19 protein-coding genes are annotated in these 23,470 nt (G+C 71.9%); 12 read left to right on the forward strand and 7 right to left on the reverse strand.

Annotation, left to right across the window (positions count from 1 at the left end):
* Positions 1-631: 631 nt before the first annotated feature.
* The 4 genes from ACH5AO_RS13595 to ACH5AO_RS13610 form a co-directional block, all read right to left on the reverse strand.
* A complete protein-coding gene (locus tag ACH5AO_RS13595; RefSeq protein WP_398924419.1) occupies positions 632-2,503 on the reverse strand; it encodes an ABC transporter ATP-binding protein in 1,872 nt (623 codons plus the stop codon).
* 172 nt (positions 2,504-2,675) lie between these two features.
* Positions 2,676-2,804 (reverse strand): SapB/AmfS family lanthipeptide, encoded by a 129-nt coding sequence (locus ACH5AO_RS13600; protein WP_398924420.1) that lies wholly within the window; start codon positions 2,802-2,804, stop codon positions 2,676-2,678.
* A gap of 87 nt (positions 2,805-2,891) precedes the next feature.
* Positions 2,892-5,519, reverse strand: a complete 2,628-nt coding sequence (lanKC, locus tag ACH5AO_RS13605; protein WP_398924421.1) for a class III lanthionine synthetase LanKC — start codon at positions 5,517-5,519, stop codon at positions 2,892-2,894.
* A 700-nt stretch (positions 5,520-6,219) separates the two neighbouring features.
* Positions 6,220-6,501 carry a hypothetical protein gene (locus ACH5AO_RS13610; RefSeq protein WP_398924422.1) on the reverse strand — a complete coding sequence of 94 codons (282 nt, stop codon included), beginning with the start codon at positions 6,499-6,501 and terminating at the stop codon, positions 6,220-6,222.
* Between the two features lie 931 nt (positions 6,502-7,432).
* Here ACH5AO_RS13610 and ACH5AO_RS13615 point away from each other — a divergent pair.
* Positions 7,433-8,641 carry a S8 family peptidase gene (locus tag ACH5AO_RS13615; protein WP_398924423.1) on the forward strand — a complete coding sequence of 403 codons (1,209 nt, stop codon included), beginning with the start codon at positions 7,433-7,435 and terminating at the stop codon, positions 8,639-8,641.
* A gap of 101 nt (positions 8,642-8,742) precedes the next feature.
* Here the strand turns inward: ACH5AO_RS13615 and ACH5AO_RS13620 are convergent, their stop codons facing one another.
* A complete protein-coding gene (locus ACH5AO_RS13620; protein WP_398924424.1) occupies positions 8,743-9,249 on the reverse strand; it encodes a cupin domain-containing protein in 507 nt (168 codons plus the stop codon).
* Between the two features lie 139 nt (positions 9,250-9,388).
* On the opposite strand from ACH5AO_RS13620, the gene ACH5AO_RS13625 reads away from it, so the two are divergent.
* The 11 genes from ACH5AO_RS13625 to ACH5AO_RS13675 all read left to right on the forward strand — a co-directional run bounded on the left by ACH5AO_RS13625 (position 9,389) and on the right by ACH5AO_RS13675 (position 20,278).
* Positions 9,389-9,820, forward strand: a complete 432-nt coding sequence (locus ACH5AO_RS13625; RefSeq protein WP_398924713.1) for an RrF2 family transcriptional regulator — start codon at positions 9,389-9,391, stop codon at positions 9,818-9,820.
* Positions 9,817-10,752, forward strand: a complete 936-nt coding sequence (locus tag ACH5AO_RS13630; protein ID WP_398924425.1) for a DsbA family protein — start codon at positions 9,817-9,819, stop codon at positions 10,750-10,752. The genes ACH5AO_RS13625 and ACH5AO_RS13630 overlap by 4 nt, the downstream gene beginning before the upstream one ends.
* A gap of 458 nt (positions 10,753-11,210) precedes the next feature.
* Positions 11,211-12,782, forward strand: coding sequence for an ABC transporter substrate-binding protein (locus ACH5AO_RS13635; protein WP_398924426.1), 1,572 nt, complete (start codon positions 11,211-11,213; stop codon positions 12,780-12,782).
* On the forward strand, positions 12,779-13,807 hold the full coding sequence (locus ACH5AO_RS13640; protein ID WP_398924427.1) for an ABC transporter permease: 1,029 nt from the start codon (positions 12,779-12,781) through the stop codon (positions 13,805-13,807). Before ACH5AO_RS13635 ends, ACH5AO_RS13640 begins: the two co-directional genes overlap by 4 nt.
* 3 nt (positions 13,808-13,810) lie before the next feature.
* The gene (locus ACH5AO_RS13645) at positions 13,811-14,689 is read left to right on the forward strand and encodes an ABC transporter permease (protein ID WP_398924428.1); all 879 of its coding nucleotides are present in this window, start codon (positions 13,811-13,813) and stop codon (positions 14,687-14,689) included.
* Complete coding sequence (locus ACH5AO_RS13650; RefSeq protein ID WP_398924429.1) at positions 14,689-15,576, forward strand: ABC transporter ATP-binding protein; 888 nt, start codon at positions 14,689-14,691, stop codon at positions 15,574-15,576. Before ACH5AO_RS13645 ends, ACH5AO_RS13650 begins: the two co-directional genes overlap by 1 nt.
* Positions 15,573-16,421, forward strand: a complete 849-nt coding sequence (locus ACH5AO_RS13655; protein WP_398924430.1) for an ABC transporter ATP-binding protein — start codon at positions 15,573-15,575, stop codon at positions 16,419-16,421. Before ACH5AO_RS13650 ends, ACH5AO_RS13655 begins: the two co-directional genes overlap by 4 nt.
* A gap of 40 nt (positions 16,422-16,461) precedes the next feature.
* Complete coding sequence (locus ACH5AO_RS13660) at positions 16,462-17,802, forward strand: LLM class flavin-dependent oxidoreductase (protein WP_398924431.1); 1,341 nt, start codon at positions 16,462-16,464, stop codon at positions 17,800-17,802.
* An 85-nt stretch (positions 17,803-17,887) separates the two neighbouring features.
* Complete coding sequence (locus tag ACH5AO_RS13665) at positions 17,888-18,649, forward strand: alpha/beta hydrolase (RefSeq protein ID WP_398924432.1); 762 nt, start codon at positions 17,888-17,890, stop codon at positions 18,647-18,649.
* Positions 18,650-18,720: 71 nt separating this feature from the next.
* Positions 18,721-19,275: an NADPH-dependent FMN reductase gene (gene ssuE, locus ACH5AO_RS13670; RefSeq protein WP_398924433.1), complete on the forward strand. Its 555-nt coding sequence runs from the start codon at positions 18,721-18,723 to the stop codon at positions 19,273-19,275.
* Positions 19,276-19,837: 562 nt separating this feature from the next.
* Positions 19,838-20,278, forward strand: a complete 441-nt coding sequence (locus tag ACH5AO_RS13675) for a VOC family protein (protein ID WP_398924434.1) — start codon at positions 19,838-19,840, stop codon at positions 20,276-20,278.
* A 208-nt stretch (positions 20,279-20,486) separates the two neighbouring features.
* On the opposite strand, the gene manD is transcribed toward ACH5AO_RS13675, so the two are convergent.
* Positions 20,487-21,728: a D-mannonate dehydratase ManD gene (gene manD / locus ACH5AO_RS13680; RefSeq protein WP_398924435.1), complete on the reverse strand. Its 1,242-nt coding sequence runs from the start codon at positions 21,726-21,728 to the stop codon at positions 20,487-20,489.
* 44 nt (positions 21,729-21,772) lie between these two features.
* Positions 21,773-23,233, reverse strand: coding sequence for a gluconokinase, GntK/IdnK-type (locus ACH5AO_RS13685; RefSeq protein ID WP_398924436.1), 1,461 nt, complete (start codon positions 23,231-23,233; stop codon positions 21,773-21,775).
* Positions 23,234-23,470: the final 237 nt, after the last annotated feature.

Raw genomic sequence — 23,470 nt, forward strand, 5'->3', positions numbered from 1 at the left:
CACCCCCCAGGTCATCCGTTCGACAGGGGGCAACAGTCATGCCGGGCCCGGAGGCCAGCGGCCCTCTTGCAGGACCGCGAAGAAGATAACGGGGGAAGTCGATGGCCACTCGGGTAGCGGTGCCCCTTGCACGGCGCGGGCGCGCTGTCCGTGGATGCCCCCACCGTGATCGAGCCGAAGGTCGTCCCGCCCGGTCGTCCCGCCCGGTCGGCCGGCGTGACAGTGCCCCACCGGGCATCCGCAGGCCGTCGGGGCGCTCGATACCCCGGGTCGTCTCGGCGTCGACGGCCAGCGGGAGCGTTACGATGCCTCTGTCGCGCAGGCCGCGCAGGAGAAGAAGGAGAAGTGTCCGGGCCGCAGCAGTGCGTCCGGGCCCCTCGATGCCGGCCGAGGCCGTTTCGAGGGGACCGCGGAGGTGCTGGGGCTCTCGCCAGCCCGTGGCCGGTCCCAAAGGCCGTCCCGCTCCTGGCGCGGCCGGCACACCGTTGCGGCCCCCGCCGGAGCGGGGGCCGCGACGGTGTCCGGGTTCCGCAAGGCGGTGCACGGAGCTTCTACGGAGAGCCCCTGGCGTTCACACCAGGGACGGACGCATCCTGGGGATGCCCTGACACGCACCGCAGGACCGTTGCCCTCACGGCCTGTGCCGGGTCCGCGGGGACGGCGTCTGCGTCTGCACGGAAAGCGGTGCTGGGGCGTATGCGGCTGTCCCCCTGTCCTGAGCCAGGCTGAGGAGCCGGCTGTAGAGGCCTTCGAGAAGGACGAGTTGCTCATGTGTGCCCTGTTCGGCGACCCTGCCGTCATCGAGCACGACGATCAGGTCGGCGTGCCGGACGGTGGCGAGCCGGTGGGCGATGATCAGGCAGGTCCGATCGCGGAGGAAGGGCTGGAGGGCCGTGTGCAGCGCGTGCTCAGTGGTGTTGTCCAGGTGTGACGTCGCTTCGTCCAGGACGACGATGTCCGGCTCCTTGAGCAGCATCCGGGCGATGGCGAGACGCTGGCGTTCCCCTCCGGAGAGCCGTACACCGCGATCACCCAGCACAGTGTCCAGTCCGTCCGGCAGCCGGTCCACGAGATGCCGGATCTGAGCTGTCGCGCAGGCGGAGAGGAGGTGACGGTCCGAGGCGTCCGGCCGGGCCATGAGCAGGTTGTCCCGGAGGGAACCGTGGAAGAGGACGGGGTCCTGGGTGACCACCCCCATACGTGCGCGTAAGCCGTCCAGCGCGAGGTCGCGGATGTCGTCGCCCCCCACCTCGATGCGCCCCGCGGTGGGTTCCCAGCACCGGGTCAGTAACCGGGTGAGGGTGGACTTTCCCGCTCCCGTGCTCCCGACGATCCCCACCGTCGTCCCCGGCTCGACGGTGAAGGTGACGTGCCGGAGCACGGGGCGGCAGGAGGCCGCAGGGGCGTCCCCCTGGTACGTGGAAGCGGGGCGCAGTGACCGGGGGGTCGTGGTCTCCCGCGGAGGATAGGCGAACGCCACGCCGGCGAAGGAGATCCGCCGGCCTCTGACCGGGCGCGCCCCCGGACGATCGGTGATCGCCGGGGCGAAGCACATGATCTCGCTTATCCGGTCAAAGCTGACCATGCCTTTGACCACGTCGAGACGGCAGGCCGGGAGAGCGGTGAGGGGCCCGTACAGGGCGGTGAGCAGTCCCACCAGGGCGACGACGGTGCCCACCGTCATCCCTCCCCCGGCGATCGAAGCCCCCGCCGCGACGTACACCGCAGCTGTGGCGGAGGTGGTCAGGAGTGTCAGGGCGGCGCCCATGCGGGCGTCGACCAGGGAGCCGCGCACCATCGTGTCCCGCAGGGCCGTGACCGCGTGACGGAACCGCTCTGCCTCGCGCGGGCCCGCGCCGAGGAGCCGGACCGTCTCCGCACCGCCCGCGCTCAGCCGCTCGGCGGCCAGTGAGTCGAGGTCCGCCGTGGCGGCCAGCTGGGTCCGGGCGATGCCGCGCAGTACGGTCCCGGCGCGCGCGGTTATGGCGTAGACCGCGGGGATCAGGGCAGCGGCGGCCAGGGCGGCACGCCAGTCCAGGACCACGAGGGCAAGAGCGGTGAGCACGAGGGTGACCAGTGACGAGACGGCCATGCGCAGGGTACGGGCGACCAGGTCGTGCACGCCCTCCACGTCACCGTGGAGCCGCGAGACGATGGCTCCCGCGCGTGCACCGCTGAAGAAGGCCGCGGACTGGTTCTGGAGGTGGCTGAAGAGGTCGCCTCGGATGCGGGCCGTGATGTCTTCGGCGAGCCGGGCCACCGTCCAGCGTTCGCAGAGCGCGATGCCGGCGGCCACCACACCGGTGAGGAACAGAGCCGTCCCCAGCGCGTACACGCGAGTGAGGTCCCCGCCCAGAGCGCCTGCGTCGATGAGGCGCTGTGCGAGGAACGGGGGCAGGAGCGCCACGGCGGCGTTCACGGTGATGAGCAGGACGGCCAGCGTGCTCCGGGTGCGGTAACGGGCGAGAAAGCGAGGGAGAGACGCGTAGACGTCGTGCGTCATGAAAAAGCCCCGTCCCGGTGGCGGTGAGTGATGGCGGAGTGTGTGTGAGCGCTGTGTGCCCGGGCTGTGCGCCCGGGGCATGGAGGTGACGCGGCAAGGGGGAAGAGGCACGGCCCACAGGGCCTGTGAGCCGCGCCCCTTCCCTGGCTCATGTCACCGTGCTGCTGTCATGTCAGCCGCAGGCGAAGAAAGAGAGGTCGCTGGGGCGGTTGTCGCCGCACGACCACCAGCTCACGTTGCTCGCCAGGATGGTGGAATCCGTCTCGGCGGGGGCGAGACCCTGCAGGTCGTAGATGCTCATGCTGTTCCTCCTGTGTCGTGCCCCCTTCCGTCAGGGGGCGGGGTTGTCCCGGAGTGGTGTTCCAGCCCGGGAAGCTTCAGTGTGTGATCACGTCAGGAAGGGGAGGTTGGCCAACCGGTCACGGTGCCTGACGCCGTGGGCGGCGGCCAGGGCCAGCAGCACCCCGGCGTTTCCGGACGCCAGGTCCATGGACAGGCGCAGGATCTGGTTTCCGGGGAAGGCGGTGTGCCCTTTCCATTGCAGTGCGTGCCAGTTGAGTCCCCTCACCTGTTCAGCGGTGTGGTTCGGGGAGGCCGGCACCGCGGTCGCGTGGAACAGGACCATGCCCGCACGACCGTCGAAGAGGCCGGAGAAGACGTAGAAGCGGGACCGGGCTGCTTTCTCGATCGCGCGCAGGCTCTTTGTGAAGTGCGGGTCCTGACGGTGTTCGAGGTAGCGGCGCAGGACGAACGCGATACCGACGCTGCCGGTATGGAGATACGGCAGCACGCGCCAGCCGTCGTCGACCTGCAGGGCCCCTTTCGTGTCGGTCACGCAGCGCTCCAGGTCCAGCCTGAGCGCGGTGGCGGCCGCGTCCAGGTACTCATGGGACCCGGTGGCCTCGAACATACGGATGAAGAGCAACGCGGGACCGGAAGCACCCCGCATGAGGCCCGCGGGCGCTGGAGGTGCCGAAGCCGGCCGGTGGCGCGTCCGGGCCGCGATGCGCTTCTGTACGATGCCGGCGACACGCTCGGCACGGGCACGGTACTTGCCGTCACCGCAGTACTCGGCGAAAGCCAGCAGGTTCAGGCCGATACCCGAGAGCCCGGCGTACAGACTACTGTCCAGACGTTCACACGGCAGATCCAGACAGTGTTCCAGCAACTCCACGGCTTCGTCCCGACGGCCCAGCACCCACAGCGCGTACGCGATGCCGTGCGCGCCATCGTAGAAGCCAGGAGCAAGCATGTCCTTGGAACGCTGCACCTGACGGACCAGCCATCCAACTCCCTGCACATGGTCCTGAACACCAGCGCACCGCAGTGCCCAAAGCACACCCGCCGCGCCGTGGGCGAAGCCCAGCCCTCCATGCCCATGGAACTGCTCGACGTCACCGGGGTACAGGCGGTCGTCCCGTTCCGGTGTGGCGCTCGCCGTGATCGCCGCGGCCAGCGCGTCCCGCCTCGCCGGCCAGGCGGCTTCGTCCAGGTCGATCCCGACCGGCGTGTGCGCGTGGGAAGTGCCCGCCGTGGAGCGCCCGCGGCCGAGGAGGGCCACGTCAGCGTCGAAGTGCGTCGGTGGTATGCCGAACGCGTCCGTGATCAGGGCGGCCAGTTGGCGGGCCTTGCCCGGATCCAGGCGTATCAGGGTGGTGAGGGGGACGAACAGTGCCAGACGGAGCGCGGCCAGCGCGTAGTGATCGGCGTCGAAACCTGTTCGGTCGGGTGGCGCGCCGAACCCGGGATGGCCCAGGGTCAGGCGCCTGGGCGTCTTCTCCAGCCAGCTGACCTCGAAGTCGACGAGGGTGACGCGGGGGCCCTCAGCGCTTTCCCGGACCAGAACGTTGAAGGGGTGGAGGTCCCCGTAGACGACGCCTCGCTCGTGGATGCCCTCCAGCGCCTTTTCGACGGCCTGCCCCACCTGCCGGCACCACGTGGCGTAGTCCGTGAAAGCGTCCGGGGGCCGCTCACCCCCCATGAGTGGATTGCGTTGGGCATAGCAGGTGTTCAGGGGAGTTCCGTCGATGAACTCTTCCACCAGGTATTCGTTCTCGCCCAACGAGAGGTAGTCGATCAGCGCCGGTACGCAGGGCAGGCCGGCGAGGCGGCGCAGAATGTCCCGTTCGGCGCGCAGCCGGGTCACGGCGTCCTGGAGAGCCGCGTCCAGGCCTGCGTGCAACCGGGCTTCCTTGATGATCAGCCGTTTCCCGGTGGCCGGGTCCTCGGCCTCGTAGACACCGCCTCCGTTGGAGAAGTGCACTGCTCGCGTGATCTTGTAGGGGAAGGTGTCGACCGTGAGCCGGCTGCGCCGCTCCAGCTCGGGCTGGAGAAATCCGGGGAGCGTGACCCACTCGGGGGTTGTGAAGACCGGGCCGCGCGGATCGGGGACGAGGTTGCCGTCCGGGTCCTCGATTCCCGGGCGCACTGCCCCTGTCCCGTCGACAAAAGGGCGGTACAGGAAGGCGCCGTACCGTACGTACAGGGGCCCTTCCTGCCAGCGCAGGTCGCTGAGAATGTACGGTCCCTGCCGGCCGTCGAGCTTGCCGCCGAGTTCCTCGAGGCTGCGGCGCAGGACGTTGTCGTCCACCGGGTAGATCGTGGCCAGTTTTCCGCTGCCGGCGCGTTCGGCGTACTTGGAGTTCTTCATGAGGAACTCCCGCGGCCCTACGGTGATTTTGAAGGCCAGACCGCGCTCGAGGCAGTAGTCGTACACCATCGTCGCCACGTCGGCTGCGTTCTCCGGCATCGCGGAGACGTGGATCTTCCAGCCCTGCGACGGCAGCTTCGCGCCCACAGGGGCGTAGGACCACCAGCCCTCGATCGCGGTCCTGCGCCAGCCCTCGGGCAGCTCCCGGCGGTGTATCGGGTACTCGCCGTCTTCCACCGTGCGGACGTCCAGAGTCTCGTAGAACACCGGATCGGTCAGGCAGAACTTCTCATATCGCGGATCCATGGCTCCCCCCCGTTCTCTCGCGGCTCCCGGTTCAAGGTGCCGGCTGACCGCGATACGCACGCCGGCTGTCTTGTCCAGGTGGTGGACCGTGTGGCTCTGGACACGTCGGCAATGGTGTGCGGCCGGCCTTCGGGAAACCTTGCGAGAAACCTTGCGCCGCAGGTCACCGTGGTGCCTGCCGGGCCGGTACCGGCAGGGAGAAAAAAGGGGGGCACGGGCCGCCCTGGGTCCGTGCCCCTTGAGGGGGTACGGCGGCAGTACCTTCTCTCGCGGCCCTGCCGGTAGCCGGACCCGCAAGGCTTCGGCGACGGGCCGGCCGGTCCGTTCACGGCCAGAGGGGACGCTTCAGCACCGTCCTGACGGTCGTGGGCCGGCCCGCCTCCATCGGCACGGCCGCAACGGCCTGCCCCGGACCCGTGCTCGAGCCGACCACGCTCACGGTCCTCGAGACGGTGCCGCCGCCCGGCTCACCGCCGAGGCCAGAGGGGCCCGGCGCCACTCCGCCGCCGGGGAGCACGCGCGGTAGCACCCGCTCGGCGGCGGGCGCGGGCCGGTCGTACGTGCCCTTCGCCCCGCAGGTACGCACCCTCGCGGACCGGGCCGCGGTGGCTTCGTCGAGGGAGGCGCCGGTGGTCAGCAGGCGGCAGCGGAGGGGGACCGACGGCGCGAGGCCGCCGGTTTCACACCCTCACGGCGGCCTGCGGCCGCCCTCCGGGGCGACCGAGGCCACGCACGTGGCCGGCCCCGCGGCGGACCGGACTCAGGATGCGCCGGCGACGTCATCAGCACCGGTCGCTTGGTCCTGCACCATGCCGAGAAAGCGCCGGATCGCCTCGACCGGCATGTCGAGCCCCTCGGACGCGGACTGCTCGTCGCCGAACACCTGCACAGCCTCGGCGACAGCCCCGGCCAGTTCGACCTCCGCCTTGCGGACCTTCGCCTCGGCCTTGTCCACGGTATCGACCACCGCCAGCTGGCGGCGCTGCTTCTCCTGAAGCCTCTGCTTACGGGAAAGGGTCTTGTCAGAGCTCTGCACAAACATGGCCAAGATCATAATCAGTTCGCGTGCGCACCCCACCGTCCCCCGCCTCCGCTCTCCACTTCGTGGAAAGGAACCGCGTGGGCGTGGACCACTGCCGCCGGCGGATTCACCCCCACCCGGCCGGAGGACGGACGGACCGGAGCCGACAGGCGTCGACCTGGCACGCATCCCCCCTGCGGCGGACCCGCGCAGCCGCGAGGACACGCGGCTCCTGGAGCGGGTGTGCGGCAGCCGTGCGTGAGCAGATGCGTCACCGTGGACGGTTTGCGCCGTACCGGGTTCCGCAGAGCCCGCCGGAGTGTCCTGAGTCCGGTGGAGCCGTCGGAGTGTCCGCGACGGTGGCGCCGGCTTTCAGGCACGCCCGGCGGGGAGGGCAGCAACCTCTGATGCGCCGTCACTGAGGCCCGTCCACCGGCACCGTTCCGACGGGCACCGTCGGTGTGGTGGTCGGGCCGCGAGGGCGGCCTCGTGCTCGGCGGGCGTGCAGTCGCCGCGAGCCGTACCGGCTTTCGACACCGGTGTCGCCCCCACCTCGTAGCAGGCCACCGCCGTGACCGAGCGGCTCGCGGAGGGCGGTGGGCCGTGCCGGGTGCTCCGGGATGAGCCCACCGCTCGGCTGCGGGAGTCGACCGACGCGTGGCAGTGGTACATCACCACGGCGCGCGAGGGCCTGTGTCCGATGGCCGGGAGCGTTCACCCGGCCCTTCTCCCGGTCCGCTCGCGTCCCGACGCCCCGCCACATGTCGTGCTCATGGCGAGTTTGTTGCCAGGTGATCAACTCCCTTGTCCTGTACGGGATTCGGCGACGAACCTTGCTTGCGGGCCGGGAGCGGAACGCAACACTCCCGGCAAGGGTGTGCGATCACGCGCACCCGCCCCCACAGACGCGTGCCCCACCCGGGCACGCCGCCCGGAGGAGGAACCCCTCGTCATGGCACGACTGCGCAGCAAGAGAACACGGTTCGCGATGATCGCCGGTGTCGCGACGGCCGCCCTGGCCGGCGGGCTCACCTCGACCCCCGTCCAGGCCGCCCCTGCCGAGGGGACGGTGCTCGCCGCCGGCTCCCCCACCGCGGTCAAGGACAGTTACATCGTGACGCTGAAGAAGGCCGCCGGGTTCAAGGCCTCCTCGGCCGCGGGCCGGGACCTGGTCGAGCGGTACGGCGGCAGCGTGCGGAAGACGTTCGGCAGCGCGCTGAACGGCTACACCGCCGTCCTCTCCGCCACCGAGGCCGGCCGCCTGGCCGCCGACCCTGCGGTCGCCTCCGTCGAGCAGAACCAGCGGGTGAGCGTCGCCGACACCACGCAGTCCAACGCGCCGTGGGGACTGGACCGCATCGACCAGGCCTCGCTCCCGCTCTCCGGTACCTACACCTACCCGGACAGCGCGGGAAGCGGTGTCACGGCCTACGTCATCGATACCGGCGTGCGCATCACCCACCAGCAGATCAGCGGTCGTGCCGCGTACGGTTACGACGCCGTGGACGGTGACACCGCCGCCGCCGACGGCAACGGTCACGGCACCCATGTGGCCACCACCATCGCCGGATCCACCTACGGAGTGGCCAAGAAGGCGAAGATCGTCGCCGTACGGGTGCTGGACGACAACGGGTCCGGGACCACCGCCGGGGTCATCGCCGGCATCGACTGGGTGACCGCGAACCACTCCGGCCCCTCGGTCGCCAACCTGTCGCTCGGCGGCGGCGCGTCCACCACCCTGGACACGGCGGTGCGCAACTCCATAGCGAGCGGCGTCACGTACGCGGTCGCCGCGGGCAACAGCGGCGCCAACGCCTCCTCCTACTCCCCCGCCCGGGTCACCGAGGCGATCACCGTGGGCGCCACGACCCGTACGGACGCCAGGGCGAGCTACTCCAACTACGGCTCCGTGCTGGACGTCTTCGCCCCGGGCTCCTCGATCACGGCCGGCTGGCACACCGGTGACACCGCGACCAACACCATCTCCGGCACCTCGATGGCGACCCCGCACGTCGCCGGAGCGGCGGCGGTCCATCTGGCCGGCCATCCCTCCGCCACCCCGGCCCAGGTCGCCTCGGCCCTGGTGAACGGCGCGACCACCGGCAAGGTGACCGGCCCCGGCTCGGGTTCGCCGAACCGGCTGCTGAGGCTCGTGCCCTGACGGTTCCCCGGCCCGACGGTGACTCCGTGATCCGCCGGACCTGAACCGCGGTGCCCCGGAGGCCGGCCCGTCCGCCCGCCTCCGGGGCACACCGGTGCCGGTCAGACCTCCTCGGCCGCGAGCGCGTACAGCCGGGGCAGGTTCACCACGATCGCCTCCTGCGTGCTGCGGGCGATGACCACCACCGCCTCCTCGGCGGGATCGGGGTTCTCCTCACGGTGCGGGACGAACGGGGGGACGAAGATGTAGTCACCCGGGGACGTGCGCAGCCGCACCTCCTCGGCGCGGTCGCCCGAGTCGTCCAGGAAGACGAACTCGGGGTGGCCGCTGACCACGTAGATCGCGGTCTCCGACGCCCCGTGGTGGTGGTCGGAGGAGGAGGTCGCGGGAGCGACGTGGGTCTGGCCCATCCACAGCTTCTCGGAGCCCACCGTCCGCCCGCTCACGGCGGCGAACCTGCGCATGCCGCCGGTCTGCGCCGTGTCACCGTCGAGGGAGTCGGCACGCACATGGTGCAGGCGGGTCCGCAGCGGGGCGGCCGACCGCCCGGGGGCGTCGTGGAGATGGGGATGGAAGCCCTCACCCGGGGCTGTCAACGGCTCGCTCATGCCGGGGACGCTAGAAGGGCGCCGAAAAAGATGTCAAGAGGTGTCCATTGCTGTTCACCTGCGGCAATGTTCCCGCAACAGGCGACGGAAGCGGGTTCGGACACCCTCCGGGAGGATGAACTCCGGCATCATGGGCGCCATGCATATCTCCGCGAAGGCGGACTACGCCACGCGGGCCCTTCTGGAGCTCGCCCGTGAACCCGCCCGGCCGCTGACGTGCGAGGCCATCGCCTCCTCCCAGCGGATCCCGTTCCGCTTCCTGAAGTCCGTCGTGGGCGAGCTGCGCAAGGGCGGACTGGTCCGCAGCCAACGCGGCTGCGAGGGCGGCTACTGGCTCGGCCGGCCCGCCGAGGACATCACGCTGCTGGACATCTCCCGTGTCGTCGACGGGGAGTTGCTCACCCTGCGCGGCGAGTCCCTGGCCACGCTCGACTATCCCGGCGCCGCGGCGGCGCTGCCCGATGTGTGGCGCCGGATCGAGGCGGACGCCGCCGCCGTCCTGGGCGGGGTGACCGTGGCCTCGCTGCTGTCCATGGGCGCCGGTGACGTGCCGCGGAAGGGAGCCGCGTGACGGCGGAGCCGGGCGACGCCCTGGTGGAGGTGGTGGAGTACACCGATCCGCTGTGCCCTTGGGCGTGGGGCTCGGAGCCCGTGTTCCGCCGGCTGCGCGCGGCCCTGTCCGGGCGGGTGCGCCTGCGCCGCGTCTTCTGCGTCCTCTTCGACGAGGACGACGACCCGCCGCCCGACCCGGCGGCGGAGACCGCCTGGTACGAGGGCTACGTCGACGAGGTCTGCCGGTACACCGGCGCTCCGCGGGCGCCCCGGCTGAGCCGGGTGGCGGCGAGTTCCTGGCCGGCCTCGCTCGTCGCCAAGGCGGCGGAACCGCAGGGCGCCGAGGTGGCCGACCGGGTGCTGCGCAGACTGCGGGAGACCGTCTTCGTCCTGGGCGAACCGGCCGACACTCCCGCACTGGCCCTGTCCGCGGTACGGGGCACACCGGGACTGGACCTGGCGCGGCTGTCCGTCGACGCGTCGTCCGACGCCGTACGGGAGCGGGTGCGCGCCGACCACCGCGAGGCGCGCCGTCCGGTCCCCGAGGCCCTTTCCACGCCCGGCGGTTCGCCGCATCCGGGGGCCGCGAAGGAGACCCCCGACGGCGGCCGGCGGTACGCGTTGCCGACCGTGCTCGTCCGGGCGCCGGGCGGCCACCGCGTGGTTCCGGGGTGGCGTCCCTACGAGGCGTACGCCGATGCCGTACGGGAGCTGTGTCCGTCACCGGCGTGGGATGTGATGCCGGCCCCGCTGGCTCCGGACGAGGCGCTGCGGCGCTACGGAAGCCTGACCGGGCCGGAGTCGCGGCTGCTGGCGGACGGTCCGTGGCCGCCGCCCGGGGCGGTCCGGGTCGAGACCGGGAACGGCCCGCTGTGGCTGCACCCTGAGGAGGCGGCGACGCACCCGGCGACCCGCCCTGGCCCTCCGGCCGGCCCGCGACAAGGTCTCTGATCTGCGGTCAGGTGCCTGTCCCGCCGAATGAGACACCTGTAGGTGTCCATTGACAGACGCTCGCGACCGCCTTCAGGATGTGGCACATGCTCACGACGCACCCCGGCGTGGTGTGCCGCTACGTGGACCTGCGGCGCACCTGCAGCGCCCTCTGTCGCTGACCGGCCGCCCTCCGCGGTCCCCCGGCGCCTGACGACCTCCGTCGGTTCCGGCCGTCCGCCGCTCGGCCGAGCCGCGTCCGCCCTTCGCGCCCTCCCCTTCCTTCGCGTTTCCCGCCCCCCGCCCCTCGGGCGGTCCGCCTCCGCGGGCCCGTCGACGTCATGGGTGCCGAGTCCGTCTCGGCATGCCCCGGCACGTCCTGAGCCGGCGCCGGGCGCGGTGGCGCCACCCTTCCCTGCCCCGCTCCCGCCCGCGGCCGTCCGGCCGCGGGGAGCCGGCACCGTCACAGAGAGAACGAGATGCCCGGACGACTCACGACCCGACGCCCCGGACCGCACCGCCGATCCGGCCGCATGCGTGCCACCGCACTCGGCGCCGCCCTCGCCGCCGTGCTCGTCCCCGCCCTCAGCGCGTGCGGCGGTGACGCGGCCTCCGCGAACGGTGCCGCGACCCTGAAGTGGACCTCGACCTACTTCCCCGCCCACTGGGACCCGGTGGTCTCGGGCAGCGGCGCACAGTTCCGCGAACTCTCCCTCGTGTACGCCTCGTTGACCCGAACCGACACCACCGGCAAGGCCGTCCCGGACCTGGCCGAGAGCTGGGAGTACAACGACAGGGGCGACCAAGTCACCTTCCGTCTGCGCCCCGGCCTGAAGTTCAGCGACGGGGAACCCGTGAACGCCGCCGCCGTGAAGGCCGCCGTCGAACGGGCCCAGAAGCAGAAGAACTCGGCGCTCTTCGGCGACCTGACCTCGATCGAGTCGGTGGAGGCCAAGGGCCTGGACGCCATCGTCCATCTCAACCAAGTCGACTACCAGATACCCCAGTTGCTCGGCCAGCGGGTCCTGCAGATCGCCAGCCCCAAGGCGGCCGCCTCGCCCGGGAAACTGGACCAGAACCCGGTCGGGGCCGGCCCGTTCACCGTGACACAGCTCGTTCCGGGGACCAAGGCGGTCCTGAGGAAGAACCCCGACTACTGGGACGCGGAGAACATCCACATCGACCAGGTGGAGCTGACCTCGGCGCCCGACGCCTCCACGGTCGTCTCCGGCTTGCGGACCGGTGTGTACAACTTCGCCGACATCGAACCGAGTCAGGCGGACGCGGCGAAGAAGGCGGGCCTCGACGTCTTCGTCCAGCCCGGGTTCAACGCCTCCAACCTCAGCCTGAACGTCAACAAGGCGCCGTTCGACGACGACAAGGTCGTCGACGCCGTACGGCACGCGGTCGACCGGCGGGAATTCGTCGACAAACTGACCTTCGGTTACGGCGAGGTGACCGACCAGCCCTTCCCGAAGGGCTATGTGGCCTACGACCCGCGGTCCGAGGACGCCCACCCCTACGACCCGGAAAAGTCGAGGAAGCTCCTCGCCGAGGCGGGTTACGGGCCCGGTGACATCAAGCTCGACCTGGTCATCCCGGCGGAGGACCCCCAGGCGGAGATCGTCCAGTCGCAGCTCGCGAAGGTGGGCATCACCGTCGACATCAAGGTGGACAAGAACTGGGCCACGCCCTTCTTCGCCAAGGACCTCACGTTCTCCCTCTACGGCACCACCGGCCGGGACTCGGCGGTACAGACCCTCACCGCCCACTTCGGCCCCGACGGCCCGCTGAACCTCAGCTCCCCCTACCAGCCGGACGGCTTCGAGGAGGCCGTCGCCGAGGTGCGCCGGACCCCGCTGGACGCGCCCGAGTACCCGGAGGTGCTCCGGGCGGCGACACGGGCCGGCCTGGAGAGCAAGGCGCTGGTGTTCACGTACTCCTCGCCCAACCTGATCGCCAAGAGCAAGTCGGTCTCCGGCCTGCCGGAGATCCCCGCCCACATCGACTGGACCGGCGTGACCATCGGCGGGAAGGGAGCGGCCTCATGACGGCGACCGAGGTGCGGGCGGAGACCGTCCCGCGCGGTGGGTTCGCCGCGAGAAGGGCACGGCACGCGCTGGGCCGCGTCCTGGTCACGCTCGCCCGGTCGGTCGCGGTCTTCGTGCCCGTCTTCCTGGTGGCGACGTTCGTGACGTTCGCGCTGCGGTCGCTGAGCGGCCTCAGCCCGGCCCGTATCCAGCTCGGCGAGGAGGCGACCCCCGAGGCCGTCGCCAGGATCGAGGCGCAGTGGGGCCTGGACCGGCCCTTCCTGGTCCAGTACGGGGACTGGCTCGGCGGTGTCCTGCGCGGGGAGCTGGGAACCAGCTGGACCAACGGCGCGGACATCTCCACCCTCATCGGCCTCGGGCTGGGAGTGAGCCTGTCCGTCGCGACGTTCGCGCTGCTCATCGGCGTGGTCGTGGGCTTCGCGCTCGGCACGCTGGCGGCGCTGCGCCGCACCACCTGGGTCGACCGCGCCGTCACCGGGTTCGTCACGGTGGTCTCGGTGATGCCCGCCTTCGTGGTCGGCATCGTGCTCGTCGCCGTCCTCGCCGTCCAGCTGAACCTGTTCCCCTCCGCCGGGTACGTCCCGGCGGAGCAGGGGCTGGGGCCGTGGCTCGCGCACATCACGCTTCCGGCGCTGGCGCTGAGCTTCGACGTCATCGCCGACGTGGCCCGTCAGCTCCGCTCCGGCCTGGTCGCCGCCTACCGGGAGAACTACGTGACGGGCGCGGTGGTACGAGGACTGAGCCCCCACCGGATCTTCTTCGTCCACGTCCTGCGCAACGGCCTCGGCCCGACGCTGGCGACCCTGGGCCTGAAGTTCCCGGCCCTGGTCGGCGCCTCCGTGGTGACCGAGTGGATCTTCGGCCTGCAGGGCTTCGGCCGGTTCGCCAACGACTCCGCACAGGCCGGCGACGTACCGGCCGTGCAGGGCGTCCTGGTCGTGTCCATCGCCCTGGTCGTCGCCTTCAACCTCGTCGTCAACCTGGTGCTGGCGCGCGTCACGCCGGCCTCGCAGCGGGGGGTGTGAACCATGGTGCGCCGCGTCCTCTCCCTCACCTCCGGCCGCATCGCCGTCGCGATCCTGACCGTGGTCGCGCTGCTGGCGGTCCTCGGTCCGCTGCTCGCCCCGCAGGATCCGCTGGCCACCAGCGACAACACCCTCGCCGCCGCGTCCGCCGGCCACTGGCTGGGCACCGACCACCTCGGCCGGGACGTCCTGAGCCGGCTGCTCGACGGCTCCCGGGTCAGTGTGCTGGGCGCGCTCGAAGTCGCGCTCACGGCACTGGTCGTGGGGGCGGTCCCCGGGATCCTGTCGGTGTACCTGGGCCGGGTCTTCGAGTGGATCACCCTGCGCCTGGCCGACACCCTGGTGGCCCTGCCGTTCCTGCTGTTCGCCGTCGCCGTGATCGCCCTGCTCGGCAACGGGCTGACGCAGGCGATGCTCGTGACGGGCGTACTGGTGTCGCCCCTGTTCTACCGGGTGTCCCGGGCCGCCACGCTGGCGGTGGCCCGCTCGCAGTACGTCGAGGCGGCGCTGATCTCCGGCGCGTCCGTCGGCTGGGTGGTGCGCCGCCACGTGTGGGTCAAGGTGCTCCCGCCGATCGCCGTGGCGTTCGCCCAGACCGTGGGCGTCGGCTTCGTCATCGTCTCCAGCCTGACCTTCCTCGGCATCGGCGTACAGCCCCCGGAACCGACCTGGGGCGGGCTCCTCGCCTCCGACCTCGGCTACCTGAGCCACCGGCCGTGGGCCCCGCTGACCCCCGCGCTGCTGATCACGGTCACCGTCTGGGCCGGCAACCTGCTCGCGGACGCCATCCGCGACGTGTCCGGCGAGGCGGGACGCGCGCCGGCCGCGGGCCGGGGAGCCCGCGCCGGCCGAACCGACCCCGCTCCCGCAGGAGGTGCGTGATGACGACGGTTTCCGAGAAGCTCCTCACCCGGGCCGGGGAGTCCGGCGCGTCCGGGCCCGCACAGGACCCGTCCCCGCCGTTGCTCTCCCTGCGCGACGTGCGCATCGGTGACCGCGGTGACGGCCGGGAGATCGTGCACGGCGTGAGCTTCGACCTCACCCCCGGCAAGGTGGTCGGCATCGTCGGCGAGTCCGGCAGCGGCAAGACCCTCACGTGCCGGGCCGCCCTGGGCATCCTGCCGGCCCGCTTCGAGGTCACCGGCGGTTCGATCGAGATCGACGGCACCGACCTCACCGCCCTCACGCCCCCGCGGTGGACGGCGCTGCGCGGGTCGACGATCAGCGCGGTGTTCCAGGACCCGGCGTCCTACCTCAACCCGTCGCTGCGGATCGGCCGGCAGATCGCGGAGGTCCTCCGGGTCAAGAAGGGACTCGGGCGCCGCGAGGCACGGGAACGGGTTCTCGGCCTGCTGCGCGCGGTGCACCTGCGGGACGTGGAACTGGTGCACGACCAGTACCCCTTCGAGCTCTCCGGCGGCATGCTGCAGCGCGTGCTGATCGCGGCCGCGATCGCCGCGGACCCGCGGATCCTCATCGCCGACGAGGCCACCACCGCGCTGGACGTCACCGTACAGGCGGAGATCCTCGACCTCCTGGCCGACCTGCGCGAACGGGCCGGGCTCGCCCTCGTCGTCGTCTCCCACGACCTGGCCGTCGTGGCCCGGTCGTGCGACGAGGTCCTGGTGCTGCGGCGGGGCGAGGTGGTCGAGCAGGGCCCGACCCGCGCGGTGCTGGACGCCCCGCGGCACGACTACACCCGGCTGCTGATCAGCGAGCACGAGCAGTACGGACTGGAGAAGTTCCTGGCGCCGAAGGGGGAAGCGTGACCACCGGAAGGCCGCACACCGGCACCCGCCCCGTCCTCGAAGTCACCGGCCTGGAGGTCCACTACGGCGCGCGCCGCCGACGCCGCCGCGCCCTGCACGGCGTCTCGCTGAGCGTCGCCCCGGGCGAGACCGTCGGCCTCATCGGCGAGACGGGGTCGGGCAAATCCACCCTCGCCCGCACCGTGCTCGGGCTGGTACGCCCCTCCGCCGGATCGGTGATCGTCGACGGTGAGGACGTCACCGCCCACGGCCCCCGCCAGTGGCGTGACCTGCGCCGCCGCGGAGTGGTCCAGTACGTCTTCCAGGACCCGCTGCGCAGCCTCGACCCGGACCTCACCGTCGAGGCGTCGCTGACCGAGCCGCTGCTCGTGCGCGGCGTGCCCCGTGACGAGGCGGTGGCGCGGGTACGCGCGTTCCTGCCCCGCGTGCGGTTGTCCGAGGAGCTGCTCGGCCGGCTGCCGGGCGAGCTCTCCGGCGGGCAGCGCCAGCGGATCGCGGTGGCCCGCGCCCTGGTCACCGAACCGCGGCTGGTCATCCTCGACGAGCCGGTGAGCGCCCTGGACTCGGCCAACCGCGTCCAGGTCCTGGAGATCCTCAAGGAACTGCGCGCCACCGGCGTGGCCCTCGTGTTCATCTCCCACGACCTCGGGTCCGTCGCGGGGACCGCCGACCGCATCGCCGTGCTGTACCGGGGCGAGCTGGTCGAGACCGGCACCGCACGCGACGTCGTCAGCCGGCCCGAGCACCCCTACACACGGCTGCTCGTCGGCTCCGCCCCGACCCTGCGCGGTGCCCCCGCCGACCGGTCCGAGCGTGCGGCGCTGCGCGCCCTGCTGCACGCCTGAACCACCGTCCCGCCCACCCTCCGCACGGACAGGAAGAACCATGCCCCGCAAGATCCATCTCGCCCTGCACCCCTACGGCGTCGGCGGCCCCGGCCAGCACGGCCTGTGGAAGGACCCCCGCGTCGCGAAGAACGCCAGCATCGACATCGACTACTACATCCGGCAGGCCCAGGCCGCCGAACACGCCCTGTTCGACGCGCTGTTCATCGTCGACAGCCAGTTCATCAACGCCACCTACCCGTCGCACTACCTCAACCGGCTGGAGCCGCTGACCCTGCTGTCGGCGGTCGCCACCCACACCCGGCACATCGGCCTGGTGGGCACGGCGAGTTCGACGTACAACTCGCCCTTCAACCTCGCCCGCCGCTTCGCCTCTCTGGACCTCATCAGCGGCGGCCGGGCCGGCTGGAACGTCGTCACCAGCTTCGACACCGGCACCTCCCGCAACTTCGGCCTGGACGAGCACCTCGACTACGCCACCCGGTACGGCCGGGCCCTGGAGTTCGTGGAGGTCGCCCGCGGGCTGTGGGACTCCTACGAGGACGACGCCTTCCCCGCGGACGTGGCCCGCAACGTCTTCCTCGACCCGTCCAGGCTGCACGAACTGAACCACGAGGGCGAGCACTTCAAGGTCGCGGGCCCGTTGAACATCTCGCGTTCCCCGCAGGGCCAGCCGGTCGTCTTCCAGGCGGGTGTGTCCGAGGAGGGGCGCGATCTCGCGGCGCGCGTCGCCGAAGGCGTCTACGCGCCGGGCGGATCGCTGGAGCAGGCCCGGGAGTACTACGCCGACCTCAAGAAGCGGACCGCCGCGTACGGCCGGGACCCCGACCACATCAAGATCTTCATCCACGGTGGTCCGGTCGTCGCCGCCACCGACGAGGCGGCCCGGCACCGTGAGCGGGAGATCTTCGAGGAGGACAACGACTTCGACCGTCACCTGGCGCTGCTCGGGCGCTCCTTCGGGGCCTACGACTTCAGCGTGCACGATCTGGACGCCCCGTTCCCGGACGTCGCCCGTCTCGCCGAGAAGGGGGGCCGCACGAACGCCGCGAAGATCATCGAGCGGGCACGTGAAGAGAAGCTGACCCTGCGCCAGGTCGCGCAGTCCGTGGCCGAGTTCCGTCCCTCCCCCTTCGTCGGGGCGCCGGAGACCGTGGCCGACACGATCGAGCGGTGGTTCGACGCCGGCGCCTTCGACGGCATCAACCTCGCCTTCCGCACCCAGGACGAACTCGACCTCTTCGTCGACGGCGTGGTGCCGATCCTGCGGAAGCGGGACCTGTTCCGCACCGAGTACGAGGCCGACACCCTCCGCGGCAACCTGGGCCTGCCGGTCCCGGTCAACCGCCACACCCTCGAGCGCCGTGCGGAGAACGGCTGAACCGGTCCGTCCCGACCGCCGAGGGACCCCGGCCGGGCGACCGCGCCGGGGACGTCACCACCGCCGACACGCACAGGAGCCCGAGATGACCGAGTACACCGACCACCACGCCCCCGAGGGCCTGCGCACCCGCGGAACGATCGTCGTGGTGCCGGGGCGGGGTGAGACCCGCGCGACCTACGGGCGGTTCGCCGGACGGCTCGCCGCCGACGCGTACCGGGTCCGGGTGATCGACGCCCCGGACATCGGCGCGTTCGACACCGACGCGGCATTCGGCCGTTTCGGGGCCGCGCTGGCCGACGCCGTCGACGGCACGGCGGCCGACGGCGGTGCCGTCGGGCCCGTGGTGCTCGTCGGAGCGGACACGGGCGCCGTCGCGCTGGCAGCGCTCCTCGGCCGGGGCGGATCCGGGCGGGTGGCGGACGCCGCCGTCCTCGCCGGCCTTCCGGGTTCCGCGTCCTCCACGGTCGGCTCGTGGGACGAGGAACTCGACATACGCACCTCCTGCCCCACGCACAGGGGCACGCTGAGCGACGACTCCCGGGTCCGGCGGGGTTCGCTCGGCGACGCGGTCCCCGACGCCCTGCTCACCGCCGCCTACGGTGCCGAGCTGCCCGTCCCGGTCCTGTTCCTCGTCGGCGACGCCGACCGGCTCGCGGACCACGACGCCCTCACCCGGACGGCCGAGTCCCAGGCCCGGGCCCGTCTCTCGGTGGTCCACGGCGCCCACCACGACGTCCTCAACGACGTGAACCACCGCTCGGTGGCCGCGGAGACCGTCGCCTTCCTGGAGACGCTGCGCAACGGGCTGGTGCCGGTGGTCTCGGTGGAGTCGAGCTCCTGGTGAACGCCGGGCCGCCACCGGCGTACCCCCGGCCCCACGCCCCCACCCGCATCCCGATCACGAAGGGTCCGTCCATGGCCTCCGTCCTGTCCGTCTCCGGAAGCCCCTCCCCCAGCTCACGCACCGCGCGACTGCTGCGCCACCTCGACGACCGACTGCGGCTCCACGGGCACGACGTGACGCCGCTCGACGTACGCACCCTCCCGGCGGAGGCGCTCCTGGGCGCCGACGTCCGGCATCCGGCGATCACCGCCGCCACCGCCCTGTTCGAGCAGGCGGACGGTGTGGTGATCGGCACGCCCGTGTACAAGGCCGCCTACTCGGGCCTGCTGAAATCCCTGCTGGACCTGCTCCCGCAGTACGCCCTGACGGGCAAGACGGTGTTTCCGCTGGCCACCGGGGGCAGCACGGCCCATGTGCTGGCCATCGACTACGCGTTGCGTCCCGTGCTCAGCTCCATGGGCGCGCTGCACGTGGTCCCCGGCTGGTTCACCCTGGACCGGGACATCACCGTCGACGACGACGGGGCGACGGTCGTCGCGCCGGGCGCCGCCGAGGCCCTGGGGCGGGTCACGGACCAGTTCTCCGCGGCACTGGCGACCACTGCCCGGCTCGTGCCCACCGGCTGACCGGCCACGACGCTGTCCGCTTCGCCGCCTGGGGCCGAATCACCGGCGCTACCGGCCGATCGGCAGGAACCCGACCGCGGCCAGAGCCGGACGCCCTCGGCAACGAGTGGAGCGGGGGCGAGCATGACGCGGACGCACAGCAGTTCCGAAGGGACGGCCAGGTGCACGGTGCGGTCCGAGCGCCGGCCCCCTCCGGGCTCGCGAGCGCGTCGAGCGGTGGGGCGGGCTTGCCCGGCGAGGTCGTGGGCGTACGACGTGGGCTCCACCATGCGTCGCACGGACCCGCTGCCGGTCCTCCGGCAACGGGTCCCCGCGCTGTCGCCCGGTGGACACGGAACGGTGAGGGAGCTCTGCCGGGCGCGGCGGCCGCGGGTGACGTTCCTCGACGGAGGTCCGGGCGGCTCGGTGGTGCCCGGCTCGCGGGTCTGCTGTAGTGGTGCGAAGGCGCGATCCGGGTTCTTCGGGGTTCGGTGGTCCGAAGAGGCCGAGAACGCGCCACCGGCTCCGCCCCGGGGACATCGGCGGCCGCCACCGGCCGCACGAGGAAGAAGGAGGAGCCGGCATGGCGATCCAGCGGATGGACAACGTCGGCATCGTCGTCGAGGACATGGACGCCGCCATCGCGTTCTTCGTGGAACTCGGCATGGAGCTGGAGGGCAGGACGCAGGTCGAGGGTCTCTTCGCCGACCGGTGCACCGGACTCGACGGCGTCCGCTGTGACATCGCGATGCTCCGGACCCCGGACGGTCACAGCCGGCTCGAGCTGGCGAAGTACCGCAGCCCCGCGGTGATCGGCGCCGGGCCGCGCGACCGGCCGCACAACGTCCTGGGCACGCACCGCGTCATGTTCGCCGTCGACGACATCGAGGACACCGTTGCCCGCCTCCGCCCCCACGGTGCCGAACTGGTCGGTGAGATCGCCCGGTTCGAGGACAGTCATCTGCTCTGCTACGTCCGCGGCCCGGAGGGCGTCATCGTCGGGCTGGCCGAGCGACTGGGCTGAGGAGGAGGGCCGGAGCCCGGCCGCTCGTCCTCGCCGCCGCCACGGCCCTCGGGGTTCGCGCCCCGGTCTGTCCTGTCCGTCGCCCCGCGATGCCCGCCCGGCGGCTGTCGGGCCGCCGGGTGGCGGTGCGGTCGTCATCGGATCGGTGGACACGGTCCCGGGGCCGGCCGGTCCGGCCCCGGCCGGGTCCGCGCGGCGCGGTTCAGGCTCACCAGTCGTGCATCGTGCCGTCCGTCAGGCGGTTGACGGGGAGGTAGGCCGGTTCGTAGGGGTGGTGGGCCGCCGCCTCCGTGTCGAGGTCGACGCCGAGGCCGGGGGTGTCGGAGGGGTGCAGGAGGCCGTCCTTGAAGGTGAAGGACGTGCGGAAGACCTCCAGGGTGCGGTCGGAGTGCCGCATGTACTCCTGGATGCCGAAGTTGTGGATCGCCAGGTCCAGGTGCAGGGCGGCGGCCATGCCGACGGGTGAGATGTCGGTGGGGCCGTGCATGCCGGACTTGATGCCGAACACGTCGGCGAGGTCGAGGAGTTTGCGCATCGCGGTGATGCCGCCGGTGTGGGTGACGGCGGAGCGCACGTAGTCGATCAGGCGCTCGCTGAGCAGGGTGGTGTAGTCGTACACCGAGTTGAAGACCTCGCCGATGGCCAGCGGGGTGGTGGTGTGCTGCCGGATCAGGCGCAGGGCCGCCTGGTCCTCGGCGGGGGTGGCGTCCTCCAGCCAGAACAAGTCGTAGGGTTCCAGTGCCTTGCCGAGCCGGGCGGCCTGGATGGGGGTCATGCGGTGGTGGCCGTCGTGCAGCAGCGGCAGTTCGGGGCCGAACTCCGCCCGGACGGCCTCGAAGACGGCCGGGATGTGCCGCAGGTAGGCCCTGGTGTCCCAGGTCTCGGTCACCGGGAGGGGGATGCCGCCGGCTGCCGCGCGGCGGGCGGGCTCGTAGTCGTAGCGGTCCGTGCCGTCCGTGCCGGCGGCGACCCCGTACACCGGGCCCAGGCCGGGGATGCCGCTCTGGACGCGGATGGCGCGGTAGCCCTGCTCCAGGTGGGCCCGCACGGAGTCGAGGAGTTCGGGGATGTCGCGGCCCGAGGCGTGGCCGTAGGCCAGGGCGCCGGTGCGGGACGCCCCGCCCAGGAGCTGGTAGAGCGGCATGCCGGCGCACTTGGCCTTGATGTCCCACAGGGCGGTGTCGACGGCTGCGACGGCTGCCATGGTGACGGGCCCGCGCCGCCAGTACGCGCCCCGGTACAGGTACTGCCAGGTGTCCTCGATGCGGGTGGCGTCGCTCCCGAGGAGGAGAGGGACGACGTGGTTCTCCAGGTACGACTGGACGGCCAGTTCACGGCCGTTGAGCGTGGCGTCGCCGAGACCGGTGACACCGTCCTCGGTGGTGAGGCGTAGGGTGACGAAGTTGCGTCCCGGGCTGGTGACGATCACCTCGGCCGACACGATCCTCATGGCGTGGTCCCCTCTTCGCAGTCGCGGTCGTGGATGCCGTGCGCTCAAAGCTCCTCGGCCGCCCGTCTTCGCGCATGGCCGGCCAGTGCCGTCTGTGCCTCCGCCACGATCCGCTCCACCGGCAGTGTCGCGTCGACGGTCATGCCGGCCTCGTCGTCCTGGAGCGGCTCCAGGTCTTCGAACTGCGAGTCCACCAGCGAGGCCGGCATGAAGTGTCCCTGCCTGCCCCTGACCCGGGCGGCGGCCTCTTCCCGGTCGAGCTCCAGGTGCACGAAGAAGGCGTCGGGGCGGGCCACGCGCAGCAGTTCGCGGTAGATCCGGCGCAGGGACGAGCAGGTGATCACCAGTCCTTCCTCCGGTCCCGCGCCCTTCATCCGTTCGGCGACGGCGGCCAGCCACGGGCTGCGCATGCTGTCGTCGAGGGGCGTACCGGCCTTCATGGCCTCCACGTTGCGTCGCGGGTGGAGCCGGTCGCCCTCCTCGAACGGTGCCCGCAGCGACTCCGCCAGGTACTCGCCGACGGTGGTCTTGCCGCAGCCGCTGACCCCCATCACGACGACGGGGGCGCGCCGGGTGCGGACCAGCGCGGTGAGGGCGTCCCGGAAACCCTCGCGGTACGCGGCGGGCAGTCCGCGCGGGTCGAACTGCGCCAGTCCCTCCCGTAGCCGGTCGAGGACGGCGGGGTCCTGGAGCCGCCCGCCGCGGATCTCGGCGAGAATGGCTTCCGCGAACGCCTCGGCGGCCGTGGCCCGTCCCTGGTCGACGGCGTAGGCGAGCCCCATGTGCAGCCACATGGCGATCGGCAGCGGCCGTACGGGATAGCTCTGCACGGTGTCGGAGCCGGTCAGGGCCCGTGCCGAGGCGGCCCGCTCCCCCGGGCGGCCGCCGGCCCAGTCCCGGTCGATACGGTGGTTGAGGGCCATGGTGACGGGGTGGGAGAGGTGCAGGAACAGCTCGTTGCGGGAGCCGGCGAGCAGGGTGCGGTGGAAGGCGGCGTCGACGTCCCGGAACCGCTGGCGGACCTCGGCACCCTCCCGCGGCCGTTCGAAGTCGGGTTCCCGGCTGAGGGCGAGCAGGGTGCGGGCGTGGCCGGTGAGGTCGTGGCAGATCTCCGCGGATCTGTTCTGCGCCGCCAGCCGGGCCGCGCGGGGTTCGATGACCTCGCGCAGTTCCGTCAGGGACCGCATCTGGCTGTCGGGGGCGACTTCCAGGCGCCAGGCGATCACGTCGGCGTCCAGGAGGTCCCAGCGCTCCAGTGGCTGGACGGTGGCCCCGATGCGGGGCTGGAGGGTGAGTAGGCCCTTCTGGTGCAGGGTCTGCAGGGCCTCGCGGGCCATCGAGCGGGTGACGCCGAACTCCTGCACGACGGCGTCGACGGTCAGGTGCCGGTCGCGGTGCTTGGCGCCCTCGACGATCTGACAGCCCAGGCGGGCCACGATCTGGGCGGTGGAGCCCCGGAGGGCGTCGTCGGTGTCCACGGGTGGGTCCGATGCGGGACCAGTCATGCCCTGGAGACTAGGTCACAGGGTCCTCGTGGTCAGCGGTACGGGCGCTGCTTCGGGGAGCACGAAGGGCGGGGTGGGCGCACGCCGGGGCGCACGAAAGGCGGTGAGTGCTCTTTCGTGCCCCTGCACGGTCCGTGATGCCGTATCAACAGCCTTCTCTGATAGTGCTCAGATGGGTACGGTGGTCATCATTCGTGAGGTGCCGGTGGCGCCGGGCACGGCCGGGTGGGGCGCGGG

The organism is Streptomyces sp. NPDC018964 (assembly GCF_044390325.1).
Lineage (GTDB): Bacteria > Actinomycetota > Actinomycetes > Streptomycetales > Streptomycetaceae > Streptomyces.

Excerpts from the sequence above, each read along its gene's own strand:
- ACH5AO_RS13595 (WP_398924419.1), bottom strand. The coding sequence starts at position 2,503 with ATGACGCACGACGTCTACGCGTCTCTCCCTCGCTTTCTCGCCCGTTAC.
- ACH5AO_RS13600 (WP_398924420.1), bottom strand. The coding sequence starts at position 2,804 with ATGAGCATCTACGACCTGCAGGGTCTCGCCCCCGCCGAGACGGATTCC.
- ACH5AO_RS13610 (WP_398924422.1), bottom strand. The coding sequence starts at position 6,501 with ATGTTTGTGCAGAGCTCTGACAAGACCCTTTCCCGTAAGCAGAGGCTT.
- ACH5AO_RS13615 (WP_398924423.1), top strand. The coding sequence starts at position 7,433 with ATGGCACGACTGCGCAGCAAGAGAACACGGTTCGCGATGATCGCCGGT.
- ACH5AO_RS13620 (WP_398924424.1), bottom strand. The coding sequence starts at position 9,249 with ATGAGCGAGCCGTTGACAGCCCCGGGTGAGGGCTTCCATCCCCATCTC.
- ACH5AO_RS13625 (WP_398924713.1), top strand. The coding sequence starts at position 9,389 with ATGCATATCTCCGCGAAGGCGGACTACGCCACGCGGGCCCTTCTGGAG.
- ACH5AO_RS13635 (WP_398924426.1), top strand. The coding sequence starts at position 11,211 with ATGCCCGGACGACTCACGACCCGACGCCCCGGACCGCACCGCCGATCC.
- ACH5AO_RS13640 (WP_398924427.1), top strand. The coding sequence starts at position 12,779 with ATGACGGCGACCGAGGTGCGGGCGGAGACCGTCCCGCGCGGTGGGTTC.
- ACH5AO_RS13645 (WP_398924428.1), top strand. The coding sequence starts at position 13,811 with ATGGTGCGCCGCGTCCTCTCCCTCACCTCCGGCCGCATCGCCGTCGCG.
- ACH5AO_RS13650 (WP_398924429.1), top strand. The coding sequence starts at position 14,689 with ATGACGACGGTTTCCGAGAAGCTCCTCACCCGGGCCGGGGAGTCCGGC.
- ACH5AO_RS13660 (WP_398924431.1), top strand. The coding sequence starts at position 16,462 with ATGCCCCGCAAGATCCATCTCGCCCTGCACCCCTACGGCGTCGGCGGC.
- ACH5AO_RS13665 (WP_398924432.1), top strand. The coding sequence starts at position 17,888 with ATGACCGAGTACACCGACCACCACGCCCCCGAGGGCCTGCGCACCCGC.
- ssuE (WP_398924433.1), top strand. The coding sequence starts at position 18,721 with ATGGCCTCCGTCCTGTCCGTCTCCGGAAGCCCCTCCCCCAGCTCACGC.
- ACH5AO_RS13675 (WP_398924434.1), top strand. The coding sequence starts at position 19,838 with ATGGCGATCCAGCGGATGGACAACGTCGGCATCGTCGTCGAGGACATG.
- manD (WP_398924435.1), bottom strand. The coding sequence starts at position 21,728 with ATGAGGATCGTGTCGGCCGAGGTGATCGTCACCAGCCCGGGACGCAAC.
- ACH5AO_RS13685 (WP_398924436.1), bottom strand. The coding sequence starts at position 23,233 with ATGACTGGTCCCGCATCGGACCCACCCGTGGACACCGACGACGCCCTC.